This window comes from Streptomyces sp. NBC_00102, assembly GCF_026343115.1.
Lineage (GTDB): Bacteria > Actinomycetota > Actinomycetes > Streptomycetales > Streptomycetaceae > Streptomyces.
Genome location: NZ_JAPEMC010000003.1, coordinates 612,068 through 630,199 on the forward strand (window position 1 = coordinate 612,068; position 18,132 = coordinate 630,199).

Annotated in this window: 6 protein-coding genes; all 6 read left to right on the top strand. The window is 71.2% G+C overall.

Annotated features, from left to right (window positions below):
• Position 1: 1 nt before the first annotated feature.
• The 6 genes from OHA55_RS33075 to OHA55_RS33100 all read left to right on the top strand — a co-directional run bounded on the left by OHA55_RS33075 (position 2) and on the right by OHA55_RS33100 (position 18,112).
• Entirely contained in the window at positions 2–11,917 is an 11,916-nt protein-coding gene (locus OHA55_RS33075; RefSeq protein ID WP_266713508.1) for a hypothetical protein, read from the top strand.
• Entirely contained in the window at positions 11,914–12,216 is a 303-nt protein-coding gene (locus OHA55_RS33080) for a hypothetical protein (RefSeq protein WP_266713510.1), read from the top strand. Before OHA55_RS33075 ends, OHA55_RS33080 begins: the two co-directional genes overlap by 4 nt.
• A 94-nt stretch (positions 12,217–12,310) precedes the next feature.
• Positions 12,311–15,013 (top strand): hypothetical protein, encoded by a 2,703-nt coding sequence (locus OHA55_RS33085; protein WP_266713512.1) that lies wholly within the window; start codon positions 12,311–12,313, stop codon positions 15,011–15,013.
• 74 nt (positions 15,014–15,087) lie between these two features.
• Positions 15,088–16,578, top strand: coding sequence for a hypothetical protein (locus OHA55_RS33090; RefSeq protein ID WP_266713514.1), 1,491 nt, complete (start codon positions 15,088–15,090; stop codon positions 16,576–16,578).
• 237 nt (positions 16,579–16,815) lie between these two features.
• Positions 16,816–17,478: a hypothetical protein gene (locus OHA55_RS33095; RefSeq protein WP_266713516.1), complete on the top strand. Its 663-nt coding sequence runs from the start codon at positions 16,816–16,818 to the stop codon at positions 17,476–17,478.
• Positions 17,479–17,653: 175 nt separating this feature from the next.
• On the top strand, positions 17,654–18,112 hold the full coding sequence (locus tag OHA55_RS33100; RefSeq protein ID WP_266713518.1) for a hypothetical protein: 459 nt from the start codon (positions 17,654–17,656) through the stop codon (positions 18,110–18,112).
• Positions 18,113–18,132: the final 20 nt, after the last annotated feature.

Sequence of the window (18,132 nt, forward strand, 5' to 3'; positions counted from 1 at the left end):
CTTGTCCCTGGAGTTCCCTCCCGACTGTGCCTGGCTGTTCGCCGCGCTGACCGGTGAAGTACCGCCGAACGGTGACGAGGACAAGCTGTTCGCCTTGGCCGAGGTCCACAAGGATCTGCACGGCAAGCTGAACAACGACATGAAGCAGCAGATCGCCGCCGCTCTCGGCTACACCAGCGAGAGCTTCGACGGCGATGCCGCCGCGATGTACCAGGCGGCGATGAAGAGCTTCATCGGCGAGGAGGGGCTCAACTACTTCGACGCGGTCGCCGACCAGGCGCAGTTGCTCGCGACGTTCACCCGCAAGGCCGCCACCCAGCTCCAGTACACCAAGTACATGATCATCGCCCAGCTGGTGGAGCTGCTGTTCGAGGCGGTCGTCGCGGCGGCGCTGGCGTTCTTCTTCGGGGCGTCGATCCAGGCCTACCTGGCGAAGTGCGCGATCGTGCGGTTCCTGATCCGCTCGTGGCTGGGCCGGGCCCTGATGACGTTGCTGATGCACCAGCTGATCAACGTGGGCATGGGTGTCGCGATGGATCTGCTGGTCCAGTGGTCGCAGCTCAACAAGGGCACGCGCGACGAGTACGAGGGCGACCTGACCAAGGGTGCGGCGCTCTCCGGCATGATCCAGGGTTTGCTGGCCGGTCCGTTCCAGTTCCTGGGCAACAAGCTGGGCAAGAGGCTCGCCGACATCTTCGGCAAGGGCGGCGGGAAGCAGCTGGGCAAGGAGCTCGACAACGCGTTCCCGCAGCCTCCCGTGCAGGGCCCCAAGGGGCCGAAGGGCGTGGGGCCGAAAGCCCCGAAGACGTTCGGGGAGGACTTCGCCAAGAACTTCGCGTACGACCTTCCCCCCACCGTCGGGCCTGGTGGCAAGGCGGCCGGGGACAAGTTCGTCCGCAACATCGGTGAGACCTTCAGCAAGCACCTGGGCGGCGAGAAGGCGGGAGCGGTCGGCCGCGACTGGGCGAGGACGCTGCTGGAGAACACCGGCAAGAAGGACCTCCCGCAGCTGTTGGAGAACGCGCTCAAGCCGCTGGCCAAGGAGGGCAACGGCGCCTTGGGCAAGATCCTCGGCCAGGGCGCGGCCGACCAGCTCGGCAGGAGCGCCATCCGGGCGATGGCCCAGTCCGGCGTCCACGGCATCACGGAGGGCGTGTCCGAGGGGGCCCACGCGGCGGTCTCCGAAGGTTTCTACAACCTGTTCTTCAGCGACGACCACACGTTCAGCACCTCGGGCCTCACTTTCGGCTCGGGCATGGTGGAGGGCCGCGTCGGGCACATTCTCGAGGGCGCGGGCGGCAAACTCGGGGCCGATCTGCGCAATCGGACGCTGGAGGCCGGGTTCAAGCTGCCCGGCGCCGGTCTGGAGTCCTCGGGCGCACACACGGGGTCGGAGTCCGGCGGGGCGGGGAGCAATACGGCCGGTGGTCCGGGTGTCCAGCCGAACCCGATCGTCGTGAGCGACGAGCCGGCCCTCGATCCGAGCGACACCTCGTCACCGCTCTCCGCGGACGATGACAGCACCGAACCGGACACCTACTCGCCTCCGTCACCGCAGATGTACGACGACGAGGGCTTCGCCCTGCTCGACGTCTCCGGTCCCTCGCGCGACGACCAAGGCAACGTCGTCGGCGACGACGAGAACGACGAGAACGACGACACCGGCAAGGACGCGCGGCAGCCCGTCGTGCCCGCACCGCCGACAATGCCCCGGGGCACCAACGTCCCGCTCACGACGACGGCGAGCACTCCCCCGGCATCAACGGCGTCCGTCCCGGCCAACAGCACCTCGAAATCGACGATTTCCACCCAAGAGACCACCGCTTCGAGCCCCAGCGGTCCGGTGAACGGCCCGAACACGACGTCCACGGAGGCCGTCGCGGAGCAGGAGATGGAACGGCCGGAAGAGGACCCGAAGCAGGATCAGGAAAAGGGGCGGAACGAGGAGCAGGAGAGGACCTCCGCGTCCACGGGTCAGAACTCCACGCCGCGGACGCTCTCGCAGCCCCTTACCCCTTTTTCCGCCGAGTCCCGCCTTGCCGTCGACACGGGCGCCCCCAACCTCGCCACCAGTAACGCGCCGCGGGAAGAGCCGCACACGGCCATCACCATCGAACCCGACGTCTCCACGGCCCCCACCGCCGAAATCAACGCCAACTCCAGCACCAATGCCAACGCCAGCACCAGCACCAGCACCGACGTCTTCACCGACATCGCCAGCCACGCCCATGGCGGCGCGGACAACTCCACACCACCGCCTCCTCCTCCGCCGCCGCCCGCGTCGAATGTGTGGCTGTCCGACGAGGTGCGACGATTCGGCACGGATGCCTCCGAAGGCGTCAGCGGCGTCCACCTGGCGCCGATCCCGGACCAGGTCGCCGCGGCCCTCCAGCAGCAGGCGCTCGACGCCCTGGAGACGGCCTCCGGCACCCTCCCCGAGACAGAGCGCGCCGAAGTGCGCGCCCGACTGGCCGAGTTGCTCTCTCCGCAGGCGCTTCAGGACAACCGTCTGATGCTGCTCAGCCAGGACGGTCACCCGATCACCCTGACCGTCGACGGCAAGCAGCGCTCGTTGGCCGTACAGCTGCGACTGGAGAAACCCAAGCGCTCCACGCTGTTCGGTGCCGGAAGGCACACGCCGCCGCACAACAACGAGCAGCGGCACGCGGCCACGTTCGACAGCACCTCCACCGCCTCCACGACCAGCGTCCGTACGATCTCGCTGGCTCCGCTCTCGAACGCGTTCAGCGTGGTCGCGGGCATCCTCACCCATGTGCCCGTCGCGCTGAACTTCAACATCACTCATCAGCAGAGGACCCTGTCGACGACGGTGAGCAGCGCGATCACCTCCACCAGTCTGTTGCGCAGTTCGGAACCGGCCGCCCTTTTCGACTACACCGCGCGGGGCAAGGTGTGGGAGGTCACCTCGCCGTCGTCCCCGGAGACCGCGCCGGAGACGACGGAGGGGCGGACGCTCGGCACGGTGTCGGCGTGGTTCCCCGAGCATCTGGCCGTGCCCGGTTACAGCTCGGCCGGCCGCAAGGGCTTCAACCCCATGGAGCACGCCGACTTCCAGAAGCATCTCGACGATTCACCGTTGTGGGTGATGGACTCGATGTCCGATCCCGGCAGCCTGTTGCGCGAGGTCCGGACCCGGTTCGGCGAGCAGCTCGGCTCCCTCGACGCCGGCTCGCTGGCCGCCGTCGAGAAGTTCCTCGGCGCGGAGCACCTGCTCGGTGCTCTCCCTCTGCAACGTGCGACAGGCCGCCCCGGCGGCAGTACGGGCACATGGTCGCCGGTCCTGCTGGACACGAGCGGCAACGCCCTCGGCATGTTCAAGGTCACGGCGGAGGTGACCCACCGCACGGGCAGGGAGATCCTGGTCGGTCCGAAGTACAGCCTGGAGCGTTTCCTGGATCGTCAGCGGAAGACCGACTCGCTGTCGAAGGTCTCCCAGGCGTACGACATCGCGGGCGGGGTCGGCTTCGTGCTCAACTCGATGCCGGGCGAGGCGGACAAGGCTTTCCGGGACTTCCACCTCGGCGGCTCCCTACTGCCCAAGGGCGGCCACGTCTGGCAGAAGGACCGGAGTCTCGGGGCGGGCGCCACACACGGCGTGACACACAACATCCGCACCAACGGGGGGCACGTGCTCACCCCGGCAAACGTGGTCTACCGTGTGGAGTTCATCGCGGCGGACGGGAAGGCGACGGACCCTGTGCCGATGCCACCCACCCGGGTGCGGCTCAGGATGCTCACCCCGCAGACCGCGACCGGCACCGTGCCGACGGCAGCCACACGGAAGCAGGCGCCCCCGGAGGTGGCGCGGCTCGACGCCATCGGCCTCACCACCACCCCCCTGGCGGTGCACGGCGAAGGCGTCACCGAGGTACTGGAACAGGCACGGACCTGGCTTCTGGACAACGGCTACCTGCCACGTGAGGGCGAGCAGAACGGCAGGTTGATGGACGAGGGCCTGGTCAAGGCCCGTCTGGAGAACTTGCGTAAACTCTCCCTGCTGGGTTCGCAGCACGGCCTGCTCGGCGCCATGGACGAGCTGGTCGACGGCGGCATGGTCCTGTACTTCAACAAGCCCGGGTTCGGCGGCGGTGTGGACCACGTCCGGCTCCGCTTCACCCTGGACCGCGCGCCCGGGGACACCACCGCCCCCACCCATCGCACCTCGCTGAGCGATGTCCACCTGCCGAGCACCAGCAGTCTGTCCGTGCCCGGGACCAGCCAGCAGTCGTCGGGCAGTTCCTTCACCGTCCAGGCGGCCGGCCAGATAACCGGTATCGCAGGAGGTCATTTCAGGGGCGTGATCACGGGGGACTACAAGGGCACCTGGCAGACGACGAACACCTCGACCGCCGCCGCGGGAGTCTCGCACTCCCAGATGATCATCACGACCCAGCAGACGACGGAGGTCTTCCGGGTCCCGGCCGTGTTCGCGGTCGAGATCACCGACGGGGCCGGTCCGCTGCCTGCCGCCACGTTCACGTCCGCCACCCGGCCCCAGACCGAGGGCCAGCCCCGGCCCGAACCGGTGACCATCGACCTGGCGGTGCCGGAGAAGCGCACCGGGAACTTCTCGGAGGCGTACGGGGAGGCGGTGCTCCAGCCGCAGGGCACTCCGCTGCCTCCCGACGGGCAGACCTTCCTGCTGCCCGACAGCTCCCTCGTCGACGTCGTACGCGGCAGCAAGCAGCTGTACGAGGCGGTCAACGAGATCTTCGAGGGCCTCTCCGAGCCCCCGGTGGAGGAAGAGCGCACCGACGACGTCGAGCTGAATCAGCTGGGCAACGCCGGCGGTTCCGGCAGTGGCCCGACCCTGCCCGTTTCCAGCACGCAGGTTCCGGGGGACGCTGAATCGGTCAATACTCCCTCGACGTCGTCCTGGTGGGGGGCGGCGACCGAGGCCGCGAAGTCCGTCGCCGACTCGGTGCTGTCCATGGCCACGGTGATCCGGCAGACCGTGTCCACCGGGGACCGCAGCGACCAGAGCATGCTGCTGCACGAGGCGCTGCACGCGCAGCTGACGCCCGCCGCGCTGATGTCGCGCGCGCACCAGATGGTGAAGGGCGTCTTCGTCATCGACGACCTGTTCGTGCCGGGAGTGTCGGGCGGCACCGATCTGGTCGTCGAGGTGAAGGCCGTACTCACCAATCCGCAGGATCTGGGGACGGTCCGGCAGTACGGCGAGACCGACCTCGGTGCCACCGACAGCGCCTCCCACCAGGTCACGAGCACGGAATCGCACCAGGGCGGCCCCGGGTTCACGGGGAAGTACGGCCAGAGCCCGGAGGAGGCCGAACAGGCCGCCGCCGGGCCTCCCGTCACCGATCCGTCCACTCCCGGCGCGTCGAAGCCGACCACCGGCGGCCTCGGTGTGAAGGGCGTCTACGGGCGGGGAAACAGCAGCTCGGTGACCACGTCGGCGTCGACCAGCATGACGCGGGTCCCCACCGAGGGCGGTACCCAGCATCGGATCAGCGCGGACATCACCTACGAGGTGACCGTCCACCGGGGGCACCGGCGGGTATCGCCGCTGAACCGCACCGCGGACTCGGTGACGCGCACGGTCCACGTGCCGGGCGGCATCACGTTCCTCGCCACGGCCGATCAGCTCCGGCGGAGCGGCCCGACGCTGGAGCCGCTCGCGGGCGAGGAGACCGGGCCGCCCCGCCCCGACACCGAACGGCTGCCGTACCGCTTCGTCGAGTACGGCGCGCTCGGGCTGGCGGCCGTCCTGGAGGCCACGCCCCTGGCGAAGCCGCATCCGCATCCGGCCGAGGCCGACGAGAACACCTCCCAGGAGCAGAGCTCCGTCGAGCAGACGGCCGGGGAGCCGGAGCCCGCCAACGGCGACCCGCGCCGGCCTCATCTGCTGCGCGAGAAGCTCACCGGCCTGGTCAGGAAGCACGCGCCGGGCAGCCTCACCCCCGGTCATCGGAACTACGTGCCCGGGCTGGCCCAGCGCATCGCGGACTACACCTCGCCCGCCGCCCTCGGCGCGCTGCCCGGACGCGGCAAGGACGGATCACTGAGCTTCAGCTTCCCGTACGCGAACGGCGTGACCACCCGTAACGTCACCGTGCGGGTGCAGGGCGAGCCCGCGTGGACGAAGGACCAGCTGCGTCTCGTGACCGGGCGCCGCAGCGACGCGGGGGCCGGGGTGGAGAACTTCTCCGCCCACTCCCCCGCGAACGTCACCGAGAGCCGGGGGCGTACCACCCGCTGGGGCTTCACGGTGCCGGGCAGCATCGTGGTGCCGACGTCCGAAGAGACCTCCCGCAAGGCGACCCTGAGCCCGTCCGGCAGCGGCTCGACAACCCGTTCGGACACCGTGAGCAGGACGCTCACCGCCGAGGACCGGCTGTGGCAACGCGTCGAAGGCGGCAACGAGTTCACTCTCGCGTACACCTTCACCGTCGATCTGCACATCGAGGGCGATCCCGCCACCACTCGTCCGTACGAGAAGGTGGACGGACGGGTCACCCTGCGGTTCTCCGGGGACACCGACCAACAGCAGGCCCCGGAGACCCCGGCGGAGGAGCTTCTCCAGGGGATCGGCACCGAGGACCCGAGGCTCTCCGGTCCGCTGGCCACGGCGACACCGCTCCGGCCCACCGGCAACGAGGTCGCGTACGCGCTCAGCAACCAGCAGGACCTCCTGAACGCGGTGCGGGAGCTGGCGCCCGAGCTGGCCGGCGAGGGCGTCGGCTCCGGAAGCTCGTCGGAGGCGGCTGCCGCGCGGCTGACCGAACTGCTGCACGGCGGGAGCATCACCATGGACCCGGTTCGGGAGGCGGCCGGAGCGGGCGGGACCGTCACCGGGACCGCGACGCACCCCAGGGTCACCCTGTCGACGCAGGTGTTCCGGCCGCGCCTGATCGACACCACCAGGAACGTGGCGGTCGACCGGGTGCGGGTGACGGGCTTCAGCACGAGCTCCGGCTCCTCGATCTCCCGCAGCGGAGAATTCAGCCTGGGCGTGTCGGGAACCCTGGCCCCGGGGGGCGGCTTCGACGTCGGCGGATCGATACCCCTTCTCGCGTACCAGTCCGTCCCGGGCGGTCAGGGCGGCGGAGTGTCCGCACTCGCCCGGCACTGGGAGAAGACGGGCACCGCGGGCATGCCCGGCGCCGACCAGGGGCTGCGTACGCACGAGGTCGAGGTCGACACCGTCACCACGCTGACCGGTCCGAGCGGCGAGGTGCGGTACGCGACGGGCACCGCGTTGCTGCGGGTGCCCGAACGCGATCTGCTGGGCCTCGGCGTACTCCCCGAAGCACACCGCGGCGAGGGGGTGTGGGACCTGTCCGCACCGGACGTGCGGGACCTGACCGCCTCACAGGTCGCACAGCTGATCACCGACTCCGACGACGTGCTGCCGCCGGGAGCCGTGGTGCAGCTGTGGCTGGACCTCGGGAGGAACCCCACCACGGACGAGCGCTTCGAGGCGCTCTACCGGGCGCGGTCCATCGCCCGGGAGAGCGGGCAGACCCTGGAACTGGCGCTGCGCGACGGCGACGGCACCCGCGTCTGGACCCTGGCCCCGGACAGCGACGAGATTCCCGACCGGAACGGCGTGCGAGAACAACTGCGCCACGCTCGTGACCAGTTGGAGCTGTTCGAGCAGACGTACGGCCGCCCGTCCGCCCTGGACCCGAAGCCGCGGGAAACGCTGCGGCGGGCCACCGATCTCCGCACCGCCGCCGATCGCGAACTGCAACGGGCGCGGCAGGCCCACGCGGACCAGCAGGCTCTCGTGGCGGGTCTCGAACGCACGGAGACCGAGGCCCGGGACGCCCTGCGGACCGCCACCCGCATGCTGGAGTCCACCCGCGAGCGGCTCGCCGCGGCGGCCCCGGACCGGGGCGAGGCGCTGGCCCGGCGTCAGACCATACTGCTCGAAGCGGTGGCCGAGCTGGAGGGACACCTCACGGCGTACGACGAGCTGCGGGCGGCCGCCGAGTCCAGCCATGAGGCGGAAACCCTGTTGAGGCAGGCGGTGCGGGCAGAGGACACCGCGCGGCTGCGGCTCGAGTGGCAAGGACTGACGGAGGTCGTCGGGCTGGCGAACACTCGGCTCGTCGAGATCGGGGTGGAACAGCTCGTCCTCGGCGACACCCTCGCGCGGGCACACCGGGATGGCGCCGGGGTGTCAGGGCTCCCTGTGCCGCCGCTCTCGGACCCGACGACCCAGTCCCTTGCCTCGCTCACCCCTCAATGGCCCGTCCCGCAGTCCCCGTCGTCCCCGGACGACGGTTCGACACCGCCCCCGGCCGGGACGAACGACCCCCGCGAGGTGGGCGGCCGGACGGAGAATCCGGTGCTTCCGCACGAGGTGGCGGCGTTCCCGGAGACGAAGACGGCCGCCGTGCACAGCGAGCGCTTCGATCCGAAGCTGGTGCAGACGCGTGGCCGGGCGGGACTCCTCGACGGTTCGCTGACCCTGATCCGCAACCACGTGCGTCGGATCCGGATGCCGGACGGGCGGACGGTCCGGCAGTTCTACGTGACCCTGCCCGTGCGGCTCACCGACGGGCTGACCGCACAGGACCTGGCCTCGCTGCAGACCCGCCTCCAGTCGACCCTGGACGCCCATGTCAACAGCGGTTACATCCTTCCGGAGTCCGGTGACCAACTGCATGTCACGGTGGAGCTCGTGCAGTCGGCCGGACACAGCGAAGCGGTGACGCTGTCGCGGTCGGTCGGTCCGCCGGCCCGCGCCGACCAGCGCAGGTGGGACGTCGGGCACAGCGACGCGGTGCTCACTCACGAAATCCTGCACTACCTCGGCCTGCCCGACGAGTACTCCGACGCCCGGGAGCGGCCCGAGGACCGCCACCTGTTCCGGCGCGACGACCTGGCGAGCGGGGTGCGTCGCGAGGGCCTGATGGTGAGCACCCTCCAGGAGAACCTGGAGAACCTCCCGAACGACTACCTCGCCACGATCGAGCGGGTCAGCGAGAACGCGGTCGTCCCGCTGACCGCCACGACCGGCCGTACGACGCGGGAGGCCCTGAACGAGAACGGGAGCCCCAAGGAGAATCCGGAAGAGGAGAACCCGGAAGAGGAGGACCCGGAGCAGCAGGCCGTCCGGCAGCTCCGGATGGCGGAGCTCGCCGAACTGACCGCGCGCCGGGAGCTGGACCTGCTGCGTGCCGAGGCACGGATCGCCGCCGAGGACGGCGTCGGACCGCTCGGCGACGCGCCCTTCGCTCCCACCCCTGCCTCCGAACACGCCTCCGTCGACGACTCCGATGCCGCCGCGGAGCTGATGGCGATGGACCTCGACGAACCGGAGCCGACGGCATCGCAGGCGCCCCCGAACGCGACGCCGATGGACCTCGACGAGCCGGCGCCGGTCGAGGTGTCAGAGTCCGAGCCCACCCACCCCGACCAGGTGTGGTCCGTACCCACCCCGGCCAACGCCCCACAGCCCGCCTCGATCGCCTATGTGAACCGGGCGTTCAGCGATCTCACCCCACCGGTGAGCCTCCACGACCTGACCGAGAACGAGTACCAAAACTGGCTGCGGAACAGTCTGCCGGACGATCCCGACCGGTCCGGCCAGGCGTTTCCGGTCTCCTACGTCGTCAACGCGATCGTCTCCGAGAACGAACTGCGCGACCACCCCGAGCGGCTTCAGGAGTTCCTGGACGCGGTCACCGAGAAGCTGGACGGCTTCCCCGGACGGGTGGCGGTCGTCATCGGTGTCAACGCTCGGGTGGAGCCGCCCGCCGGCGGGGGGCGCCAGACCAAGGCGGCCAAGGCCCTCAGTGCCGCCGCGAAGGAGGCCGACATCGCCGTGACCGTGCGCCGGGCGGCGCAGCAGACCACCTTCGCCCGCCCGCTGGCCCTGGTACCGATGGCCATGACCTGGGGAAGCGGCGACACCTTCCCGTTCGGGACGGCCCGCAACAACGTGCTGGTGAGCCACGCCAACCGCCATCTGGTGCGATCGATGATGGACCGGCGGACACACCCGTACATCTCCTTCATGGACTTCGACACCTACCCGCACGTGGTGTCCACGCGCGACGGCACGACGACCCGGGACACGCACATCTTCAGCTGGTTCGAATCCCGGCTGGAGACAGGCGAGGACACCCTGCCGCTGCGTCCGCTGATGATGTCGGGCGGCTACCGGCTGCCGCGCCCCGACGAGACGGCAGCGATCGCACGGCTGAAGCGGCTCACCGAGAGCCGCTACGAGGCGCTGCTGGCCGAGATGGAAAAGGAGAGAACCTCGTCGTTCGAGGAAATGCTGGAGACGGTCCGGAAGGAGATCACCCACGACATGCGGGTACGGACCCGGCTGCGCGGCCTGCACCCGTTGTTGCCGTACTCCCCCGAGCCGAACCTCTTCGTGGACGCGGCAGCCGTCCTGCTCAGGGGTGCGCAGGACCGGCACGCACTGCGCTTCGGGCCGGGCGGGGCGGAGTTCCACAACCTGAGTCAGTCGCTGAACCGGATCAACGCGTGGGAGCTGCGGGAGGATCTGCCGCTGCCCGGCCCGCCCGCCCGGCACAGCGACCCCGTCACCGACCTCAGGCAGTGGTGGGCGCACCAGCAGCGGCTCGAAGCCCAGCACACCCGGCGCAAGGTCGCCGCCGAGAACCAGGTACTGCCGCGCCGCGGCACCGCCTTCGTCGTGGAGTTCGAGCAGGCGGCGCTCCTCACCGACCTGTCCCGGCTGGTCGCGGGCCGCTGGGCGACCGGGTCACTGCCCCAGGACCACGTGGGGCTCACCAACCCGTTCCAGCGGATGTTCCACCAGAACCAACCCGGACAGGGCAACATCCAGGCGGGCCGCAGAGGACTCGCGCTGGCGCCCTTCCGTGACATCTGGGGGCTCCCGGAATACCAGGACGAGGAGGTCCTGGAGCTCCCGACGTACCTGGCCGACGGGAGCCCGCACCCTGCCGCCCGGGTCTCCGGCATGAAGGGCCGGCCCCTGCGGGGCAACGCCACCCAGCGGGTGCACACCAACAATCCGCTGTGGCCGGTGCACCACACCGCCCCGCCGGCCCACGGCGCCCCCGTGCTCGACCGGGCCCCCGGACTGGCGGCGGGTCTCGACCCGCGCCTCGGGGTACCGGGAGTGAACCCGGTCAGCGTGTCCATCTCCGACAAGGTGTCAGGAGAACCGGACCCGCTCATCTGGGCGGGTCTCGACCCGAACAGCGTCAGGCTGTTCTCCCGCGCGCTCGCGCTGAGCGCGGACAACCCGTACTTCCTCGACCATCTGCGCTACTTCGCGCACGAGTACCTGCCGTCCTTCCGTACCGGCCACGTGCCGGCCGGGCAGCTCGTACCGGCGCTCGGGGCCTCCGGAACCCTCTTCCGGGCACTCGGGAACGTGCAGCTCGGGACGGGCGGCGAAAGTGCCCTCCAGTCGGTCTGGCGGGGGCTGTACACGAACACGAACTCCCTCCACCAGGTCGGCGTCCTGGTCGCGGAGGCAGGCAAGCAGGGCATCGGCGTCGAGGAACTCTTCACCCGGCTGGCCACCGGCGCCCTGCACTCCCCCGGCCAGAGCTTCACGGACCTGCGCGGCGGGCAGGGGTTCTCCCTGGGCCCCGACGCGCACTTCCTGCTCGACCAGTACGCCTCCGCCCTCGGCATGAACATCGAGGTGCGGCTGCCGAACGGCGAGACGTACGCCACGCAGTCGTCGAGGGGCAGTGTCTCCCAGCTCCTGGCGATCGAGTGGACCGCCCAGGGCCCGGGCGAGTGGGGCTGGAGTGCCCACCTGGAAGATCTGCCGGAGACCGGCTCCAAGCGCTCCTCGGACGGCAGCCACACCGGCCGCGTCCCCCCGCGACTGCGGCGGGGCGGTACGACCGGGCTCACCTTCATGATGCAGGGCACCGGCCTGAACAGCGGAGCGGGGGGCCCGACATGACCGGCACGCGGGGAGAGCGGGCAGCCATGACGGCGGGAGAGCCCGTGGACGGCTGGGAGCCGGCATCGCGGGTTGCGGCCGCCGAGTCCGAATGGGCGCTGCGCCAGGCGGAACTGCGCGTGGCGGGAGCCCGGTTGGCGGCGGTGCGGCAAGGGGCTGCGAGCGCCGGTCCGCCGGCGGCGGCCGAAGACGGCGCCACGCCGTCACCCGCCCCCGGCCCCGTGCACTCGGCGCTCTCCGACTTCACCCTGGAGATCCTCACCGGTGGGCCCGCCACCGGCCCTGCGGGTCCGGCATGAACACCCGGGAGCTATGGTCAGCGTCCCGACCAGGAACGATCGTTGATGGAGGGTCAGTGCAGCGCAGCAGCTTCACCCGTCGGGAGGGCTCCCGGTGAGCGGACTGGCCTCGCGACTGCCCCGATGGCGCGGACGGCACGCGGCGGCGGATCCCGCCCCCGGCCCTGCCGCGCGTGATCCGCAGGAACCCCACACGGTCCTCGACGAGTTCGGCGCGGGATCCGGTCCCGGCGGCGCCCCCTCCGGATTCCTGCTGCGTTCTTCGGCAGACCGCCGCACCTCCGTGCGGGAGTTGGCAGAAAGTTTGCGTGCCGAGCGGGAACGCCCGGTGGTCATCGTCGACGTGGCCGCGGACGCGGCGGGGAACCTCGGCGAGGAGCTGGGCGGCCTGCTCGCCAGGCTGCGGGACGAACACCGCTCCGCCGCCCGGCTGGTGATGTCCGGCGCCGCGGCGAGAAAGCCCGACGGGCAGCTCCCATTGGCCCAACGGCTGGCCGAAGCATGGGACTTCGAGATCGAGGCGCCCGACGCCGCAGCGGTCCTGGTGCCCGGCGGCGGACTGTACGTGAGCGAGCCGGCGAGCCCGGCGGGCGGCTGGTGGCGCTTCGCGCCGGGCGCGGAACCCGTGGCTCTCGGCGCACGCATACCCGCCCCGCGCTGGCAGCGCGCACTGGCGCGCGTGCCGCTCGGCGAGCTGGGCGACCTCACGGTCCGTCAAATCCCTGCGGGGCTGCTGCTGCACCGCACGGGCGCGTCGGCGCCCCGCCCCGGCGATCTGGCGTACGCCCTCGCCGTGCACCCGGACCGGCTGACCGTGCTGGTGGACGGCGCGGAGAGCCGGAACGACCTCGCGGAGGACCTGGCTACGCTGCTCGCCCGGCTGCCGGCGGAACTGCGCGACCGGGTGCGGCTGGCCCCGGGCGGCGGGCCCGATCTGCTGCCCGTCGCCCAGCGTGCGGCGGACCTGCTCGGCACGGAGGTGGAGGTCTGCACGGGCCTCCCGCTGTCCGTGCCGGACCCGTCGGGGGGTGCGCATCGGGAGCGGATACGGCTGGTGTCGGCCGAGGGCGAGTGCACGTGGCCCGCCCTGCTCGCCGTGGTGAGTTGCGTCCCGGCGGAGGCGGAAGCCGAAGAGACCGAAGAAGCCGGACCGGACGCGCCGCGGCCTGCCCCGGTTCCGGTGCACTGGCTGCTGCCCGACGCCGTGACCGGCCCGGACCAGGGACCCGCCGTGGGCCGTCTGCCCGGCGGATCGTACGTGGCGGCGGTGCGGTCCGGCCTGTGGGTGGGCCGCACCCCCAACCCTCCGGCCGCGGTGCGGGAGCGGCCCCCGGAGGCGCGGGCGATGCGCATCGAGGTGGAGGACACGGGAGGTGACGGGCGCGCCCGGAGCACCCTCCTGAAGGCACTCGCCGCCCTGCTGCCGGAGCTGGACGGTCAGGTCCGCGAGTACGCCGAGATCGCCTCGCCCGCCGGCGCGGGGGCCGAAACGGTGGACGCGCTGCGGCGCTTCGCGGTGCGGAACGCGCTGATGTTCGCCGCATCGTCGCCGCGTTCCGCACCCGCGGCGGAAGCACCGGCGCCCGCACCCGACGCACCCGTACCCACCACGCCCGCGCCCGCGCCCGACGCGCCCGTACCTGCCACGCCCGTGCCCGCGTCCCGGCCGGTCCCCGCCGAGGCGCGCGCCGCGGCCACACCCTCGGCCCAGGCCCCGGCAGCAGTCCAGGCCCAGGCATCGGCCCCGGCATCGGCACCTGCCACCCGCCCGCCCACCAGCAGCAGCCACGCCGGACCGTCGAAACCCCGCGTGCCGGGAGCCGGAGTGTCCCTTGAAGCTCCGCAGCAGCGCACCGTTCCGCGGGCCGCACCAGCGCGATCAGCTACACGCACACCTGCGCCCCCGAGCCCGAGCCCGACTCCGGCTCAGACACCGACACCGACACCGGCACCGGCACCGGCACCGGCACCGACACCGACACCGACACCGACACCGCATGCTCCCGCTCCTGCGGCTTCCTTCGCCGTTGCGTCCCGCCGGCTCCTCGCCCCTGCCTCGGCTCCGACCGGCTTCAGCAGCGGCGCGGACCGGGCCGCCTTCCGCGAGCTGGCCGCGTCGGTCTGGGAGGAACACACCGGACCGGTCAACCGGACTCTCGTGCACCTGCCCGCCCTGCGCGGCACCGAGGAGGAGCAGGCACAGGTCGACCTCGTCGCCGTACACCTGTATCTGACATCGGCACCCGACGGACGGTTCGGAGCGCTCGCGCTCGCGGCCGACGCGGGTGCGAGGGGCGGCGAGCTGGCGCCGTACGCCGCCTGCCTCGCCTCCGGACTGCGGAGGCTGCCCGCGCTGCGGGGGACGCTGGTCCGGGCCGTGCCGGGGCCGGGCATCACGGACGACGCCGTTCCGGGAGCCGTCCTGCGCTGCGACGCGCCGCTCGACGTCGTGCACCGCGAACAGAAGGGTGCTCCCACGCCGCCGGACGGCCATGTCCGTTACGTCATAAGGCCGGTGACCGCGCGTCGTACGTCGGTGCTCGCGGCCCCGGGTACGGGCGGCGCGACGGCGGTCTTCGCGGGGGGTACCGAGTTCTCCGTCCTGGCCAGGCACGAGGCGTCCGAGGAGGCCCCGGCGCGGGTGCTGCTGGCGGAAGTCCCGGTCGGGACGACGCAGTTCCGGCCGCCGTCGGCCGAGGCGGTCGCCCGGCTCGACGAGGCGGCCCGCCGGGACGCCGACGGGCCGGCCACCGGCTGGCCGGCCCGCTGCACCGGCCCTTTCCCGTGCCGCACCTGAGCCGGCGACCGGCAACCGCACCCCGACGCCCGCTTCCCCCCGTCCCCCTTCCTGATCCGTCCGAGAGGTGTCCCATGGCAACCAGCCAGTCAGCCGCAGCCGAGTCAGCCCCAGCCGGTGCGGAGTCCGGCGCTCCGGGCTCACCCGTCCTCCGGGCCGCGGCAGTCACGGTTCTGGCCGAGGAGCCGTCCACCGGGCTGTTCCCCGCGAAGCCTGCGGCCGGAGCCGCCCAGGCACCGGTCGCCAGCGGTGTACCCGCCACGGTGTCCGGCTCCGCCGCCCCGGCAGGCACCGAAGGCGAGAGCAAGAGCCAGGAGGAACCGCCCCCGGCACCGGCCAAGGCCCAGTCCGAGGCGAAGTCCGAGGCGAAGTCCGAGGCGGAGACCGAGGCGGAGACCGAAGGGCAGCCCGAGGCGGAGACCGACCCGGAAGCCGCCACTGGCGAAGCCGGCTCAGCCGTCCCCGCTGCCGCCACGGCCGCCACGGCCGCCACGACGAGTACGGCCGCCTCTGCGGGGAGCGACACCGCGACGGCGACCGCCACCGCGACGGGCGGCGCCACGAGCACCCGCCGTACCGGAGTGCTCCCCCTGGGCCGCCCCGGCAAGCCGCTGATCGCCGCAGCCGTGGCCGGCGGGCTGGTCCTGGTCGGTATGCCCTTCCTGATCTCCGGCCTGTCCGGATCCGGCGACAACTCCTCCGCGCCCACCGCGCTCACGCCCGCGGGCAGCCGGATGGGCCCGGACGGCTCCGGCCCGGGTTTCGTGCCGGGCCGGCAGAACGCCCCCGGTGGCGACCCGCAGAAGTCCGGCAGCAAGTCCGACGGCAAGTCCGCCACCAGTTCCGCGGCAGGCGGCGCCGGTACGGGCGGGACGACGACGGACGCACTCCACGAGAGCGGCACGAAGAACGTCCCCACGGGCAGCGCCCGAGAGACTCCGAGCCCCGGGGCTGAGAACGCCACCTCCGGCAAGGGCGCCGAATCCACGACGTCCGCCGCTCCGGCACCGACGAAGAGCAGCGCCGCCAAACCCGCGTCGCCCCAGCAGGAACCGGTGGCCGCGGTCACGTACAGCCACCTCATCGGGCCCGGCTGCGACACCCCCGGCTTCGCCACGTCCGACCAGTGGCGCGACGGCCTCCAGGGCTGGGTCGGCAGAACCGGCAGCCAGACGTCCTACGGATGCAGCGGTTTCTACTACAGCGTTCCGCTGTCCAACAGCACCACGACGTCCAACGGCTACGCCCAGTGGAAGTTCCCCACCGGGTCGGTGACCAACGGCACCTGCCAGGTCTCTGTCTACATCCCGAACGTCAAGGACATCACCCGGGTCGGCGGCAACCCGGCCCACTACGCCGTCCACCGCTACTTCGAGGCCAAAGCGAGCACGCAGATCGGCACCTTCGAGATCGACCAGCCCTCGCACCTGGGCCAGTGGGTCAACGCCGGAACGTTCACGGTGAGCACGGGCAAGATCTCCATCGTGCTGGATAACCGGGGCAAGACCTCGGGCAACCGGCACGCCGCCGCCGCTCCGATCAAGGTGAACTGCACGGCATCGTAACCACGTGCCGTCGCACCCGCGTGCCAGGGGACCCGCGTGCCAGGGGACGGCCGTCAGGTCCCCGGACCGCTCGATGACGTGCGGTTTGCCGGACAGTTGGACTTCCAGAAGGCAGTGACGGACCTTCCGCAGCACCTCAGGATGGTCTCCTGGTCCCAAGGACAAAGTTCGGTTGCGGCCCCGCCGAGCAGCGCATATCTGTTCGGCGGGGCCGGACTTGCCCTGTGCTCGTGCGTGGTGGACGAACTGCTCTCGGTTCGCTCGGAGGCTTCGGACACGGAGCCACTCCAGGCGGAGGGTGTCGCGGGGCTCGGCCCGGACGACGGATTCGCCATGGTCACACCGGGCGCGATCCACCGGAGTGGTTCCGGGCTTCTGATTCAGGTGAGCACATCAGGGAGGGATCTCGGCCCCGTGCCTCCACATGTCGCCATCCGCCGAACGAAGATAAAATGGGACCGGCCGCAAAACCTCCGAGTACATTGCCGCTTCACGGGAGCAGCCATGGTCGACGTCGTTTTCGCCAACGGTGAGAATCCCATTACCCCGAGCATATCGATCATCCATGACGATGAGTCGTTCCGTGTCGAGTGGGTGGCTTTCAACGTCGGCGCCCAAGACCTTCCCTCCTTCGTCGACCGGCTGCTCGTCGAGAGGATTCCGGAAGGCTGCCCCGGTTCCGACGACGTCGAGCACGAGGCCGTCTTCGACAGCGACGTCGACGGGGACCCGGCGGACTTCACCGAACCGGATCTGCTCGCGGGCGAAGCGGGCCCGCTGATGGAGCCCCAGGTGGGGCCGTTTCCGGTCGGGGACTACCGGCTCACCGTGACGCTGGCCAACGACCTCGGAGTGGGACACACGACGTTCCTCTGCGTTCCCGTCGTGGCTGCGGTCTGAATTGCGTACAGGAGCGGTCCGAGTCGGCGGCGAGATCCGGGCAGAGGCAGTACCGAGGGCAGAACCGGACAACGGATCCGGACAACGGATCCGAAGAACAGATCCGGCGATACGAACGAGCCGAGGAGAGATCATGCCGTACGGCGGAGCAGCCGCGGGCCCAACGTGCCCGGGGGTGGCGACAGCGGGCACCAATGTGCCGTTGAGCAGTTCCCATTGGTACGAAATCGTCAATGACACGGACGACCCGATCGTCGTGGAAACCGTCTGCGAATTGGCCGATTCGGAGGGAAATACCGCGTCCGAGGTCCGTCGGGAGTCGATGGCGCCACAGAGCGACACGACCGCCACGCAGACGCTGTACCTGGTCGCCGCCTATGCCTCGCCGGGTCCGGTGACCGTCACGGCCACCACCACGCTGTCGGGCGATGTGGCGACGAGCGGGTCCAACATGTGCACCTTCAGCGTTTCGGAGGACGCGCTGTTCACGACGTCCCTCCCCGTGAACGCGAGCGGCCCACGACGATTCCACCGCGTGCGGCGGACCCACGCCTCGCCCCGGAATCGCCGTCTGGCCTCTGCCGCGGCCCGCAGGAGCCGCTCGCTGGGGAGCCGGGCCCGACCCCTGGGGTGAGTCCCTTGATTTTCAGGTGA

Excerpts from the sequence above, each read along its gene's own strand:
- OHA55_RS33090 (WP_266713514.1), top strand. The coding sequence starts at position 15,088 with ATGGCAACCAGCCAGTCAGCCGCAGCCGAGTCAGCCCCAGCCGGTGCG.
- OHA55_RS33080 (WP_266713510.1), top strand. The coding sequence starts at position 11,914 with ATGACCGGCACGCGGGGAGAGCGGGCAGCCATGACGGCGGGAGAGCCC.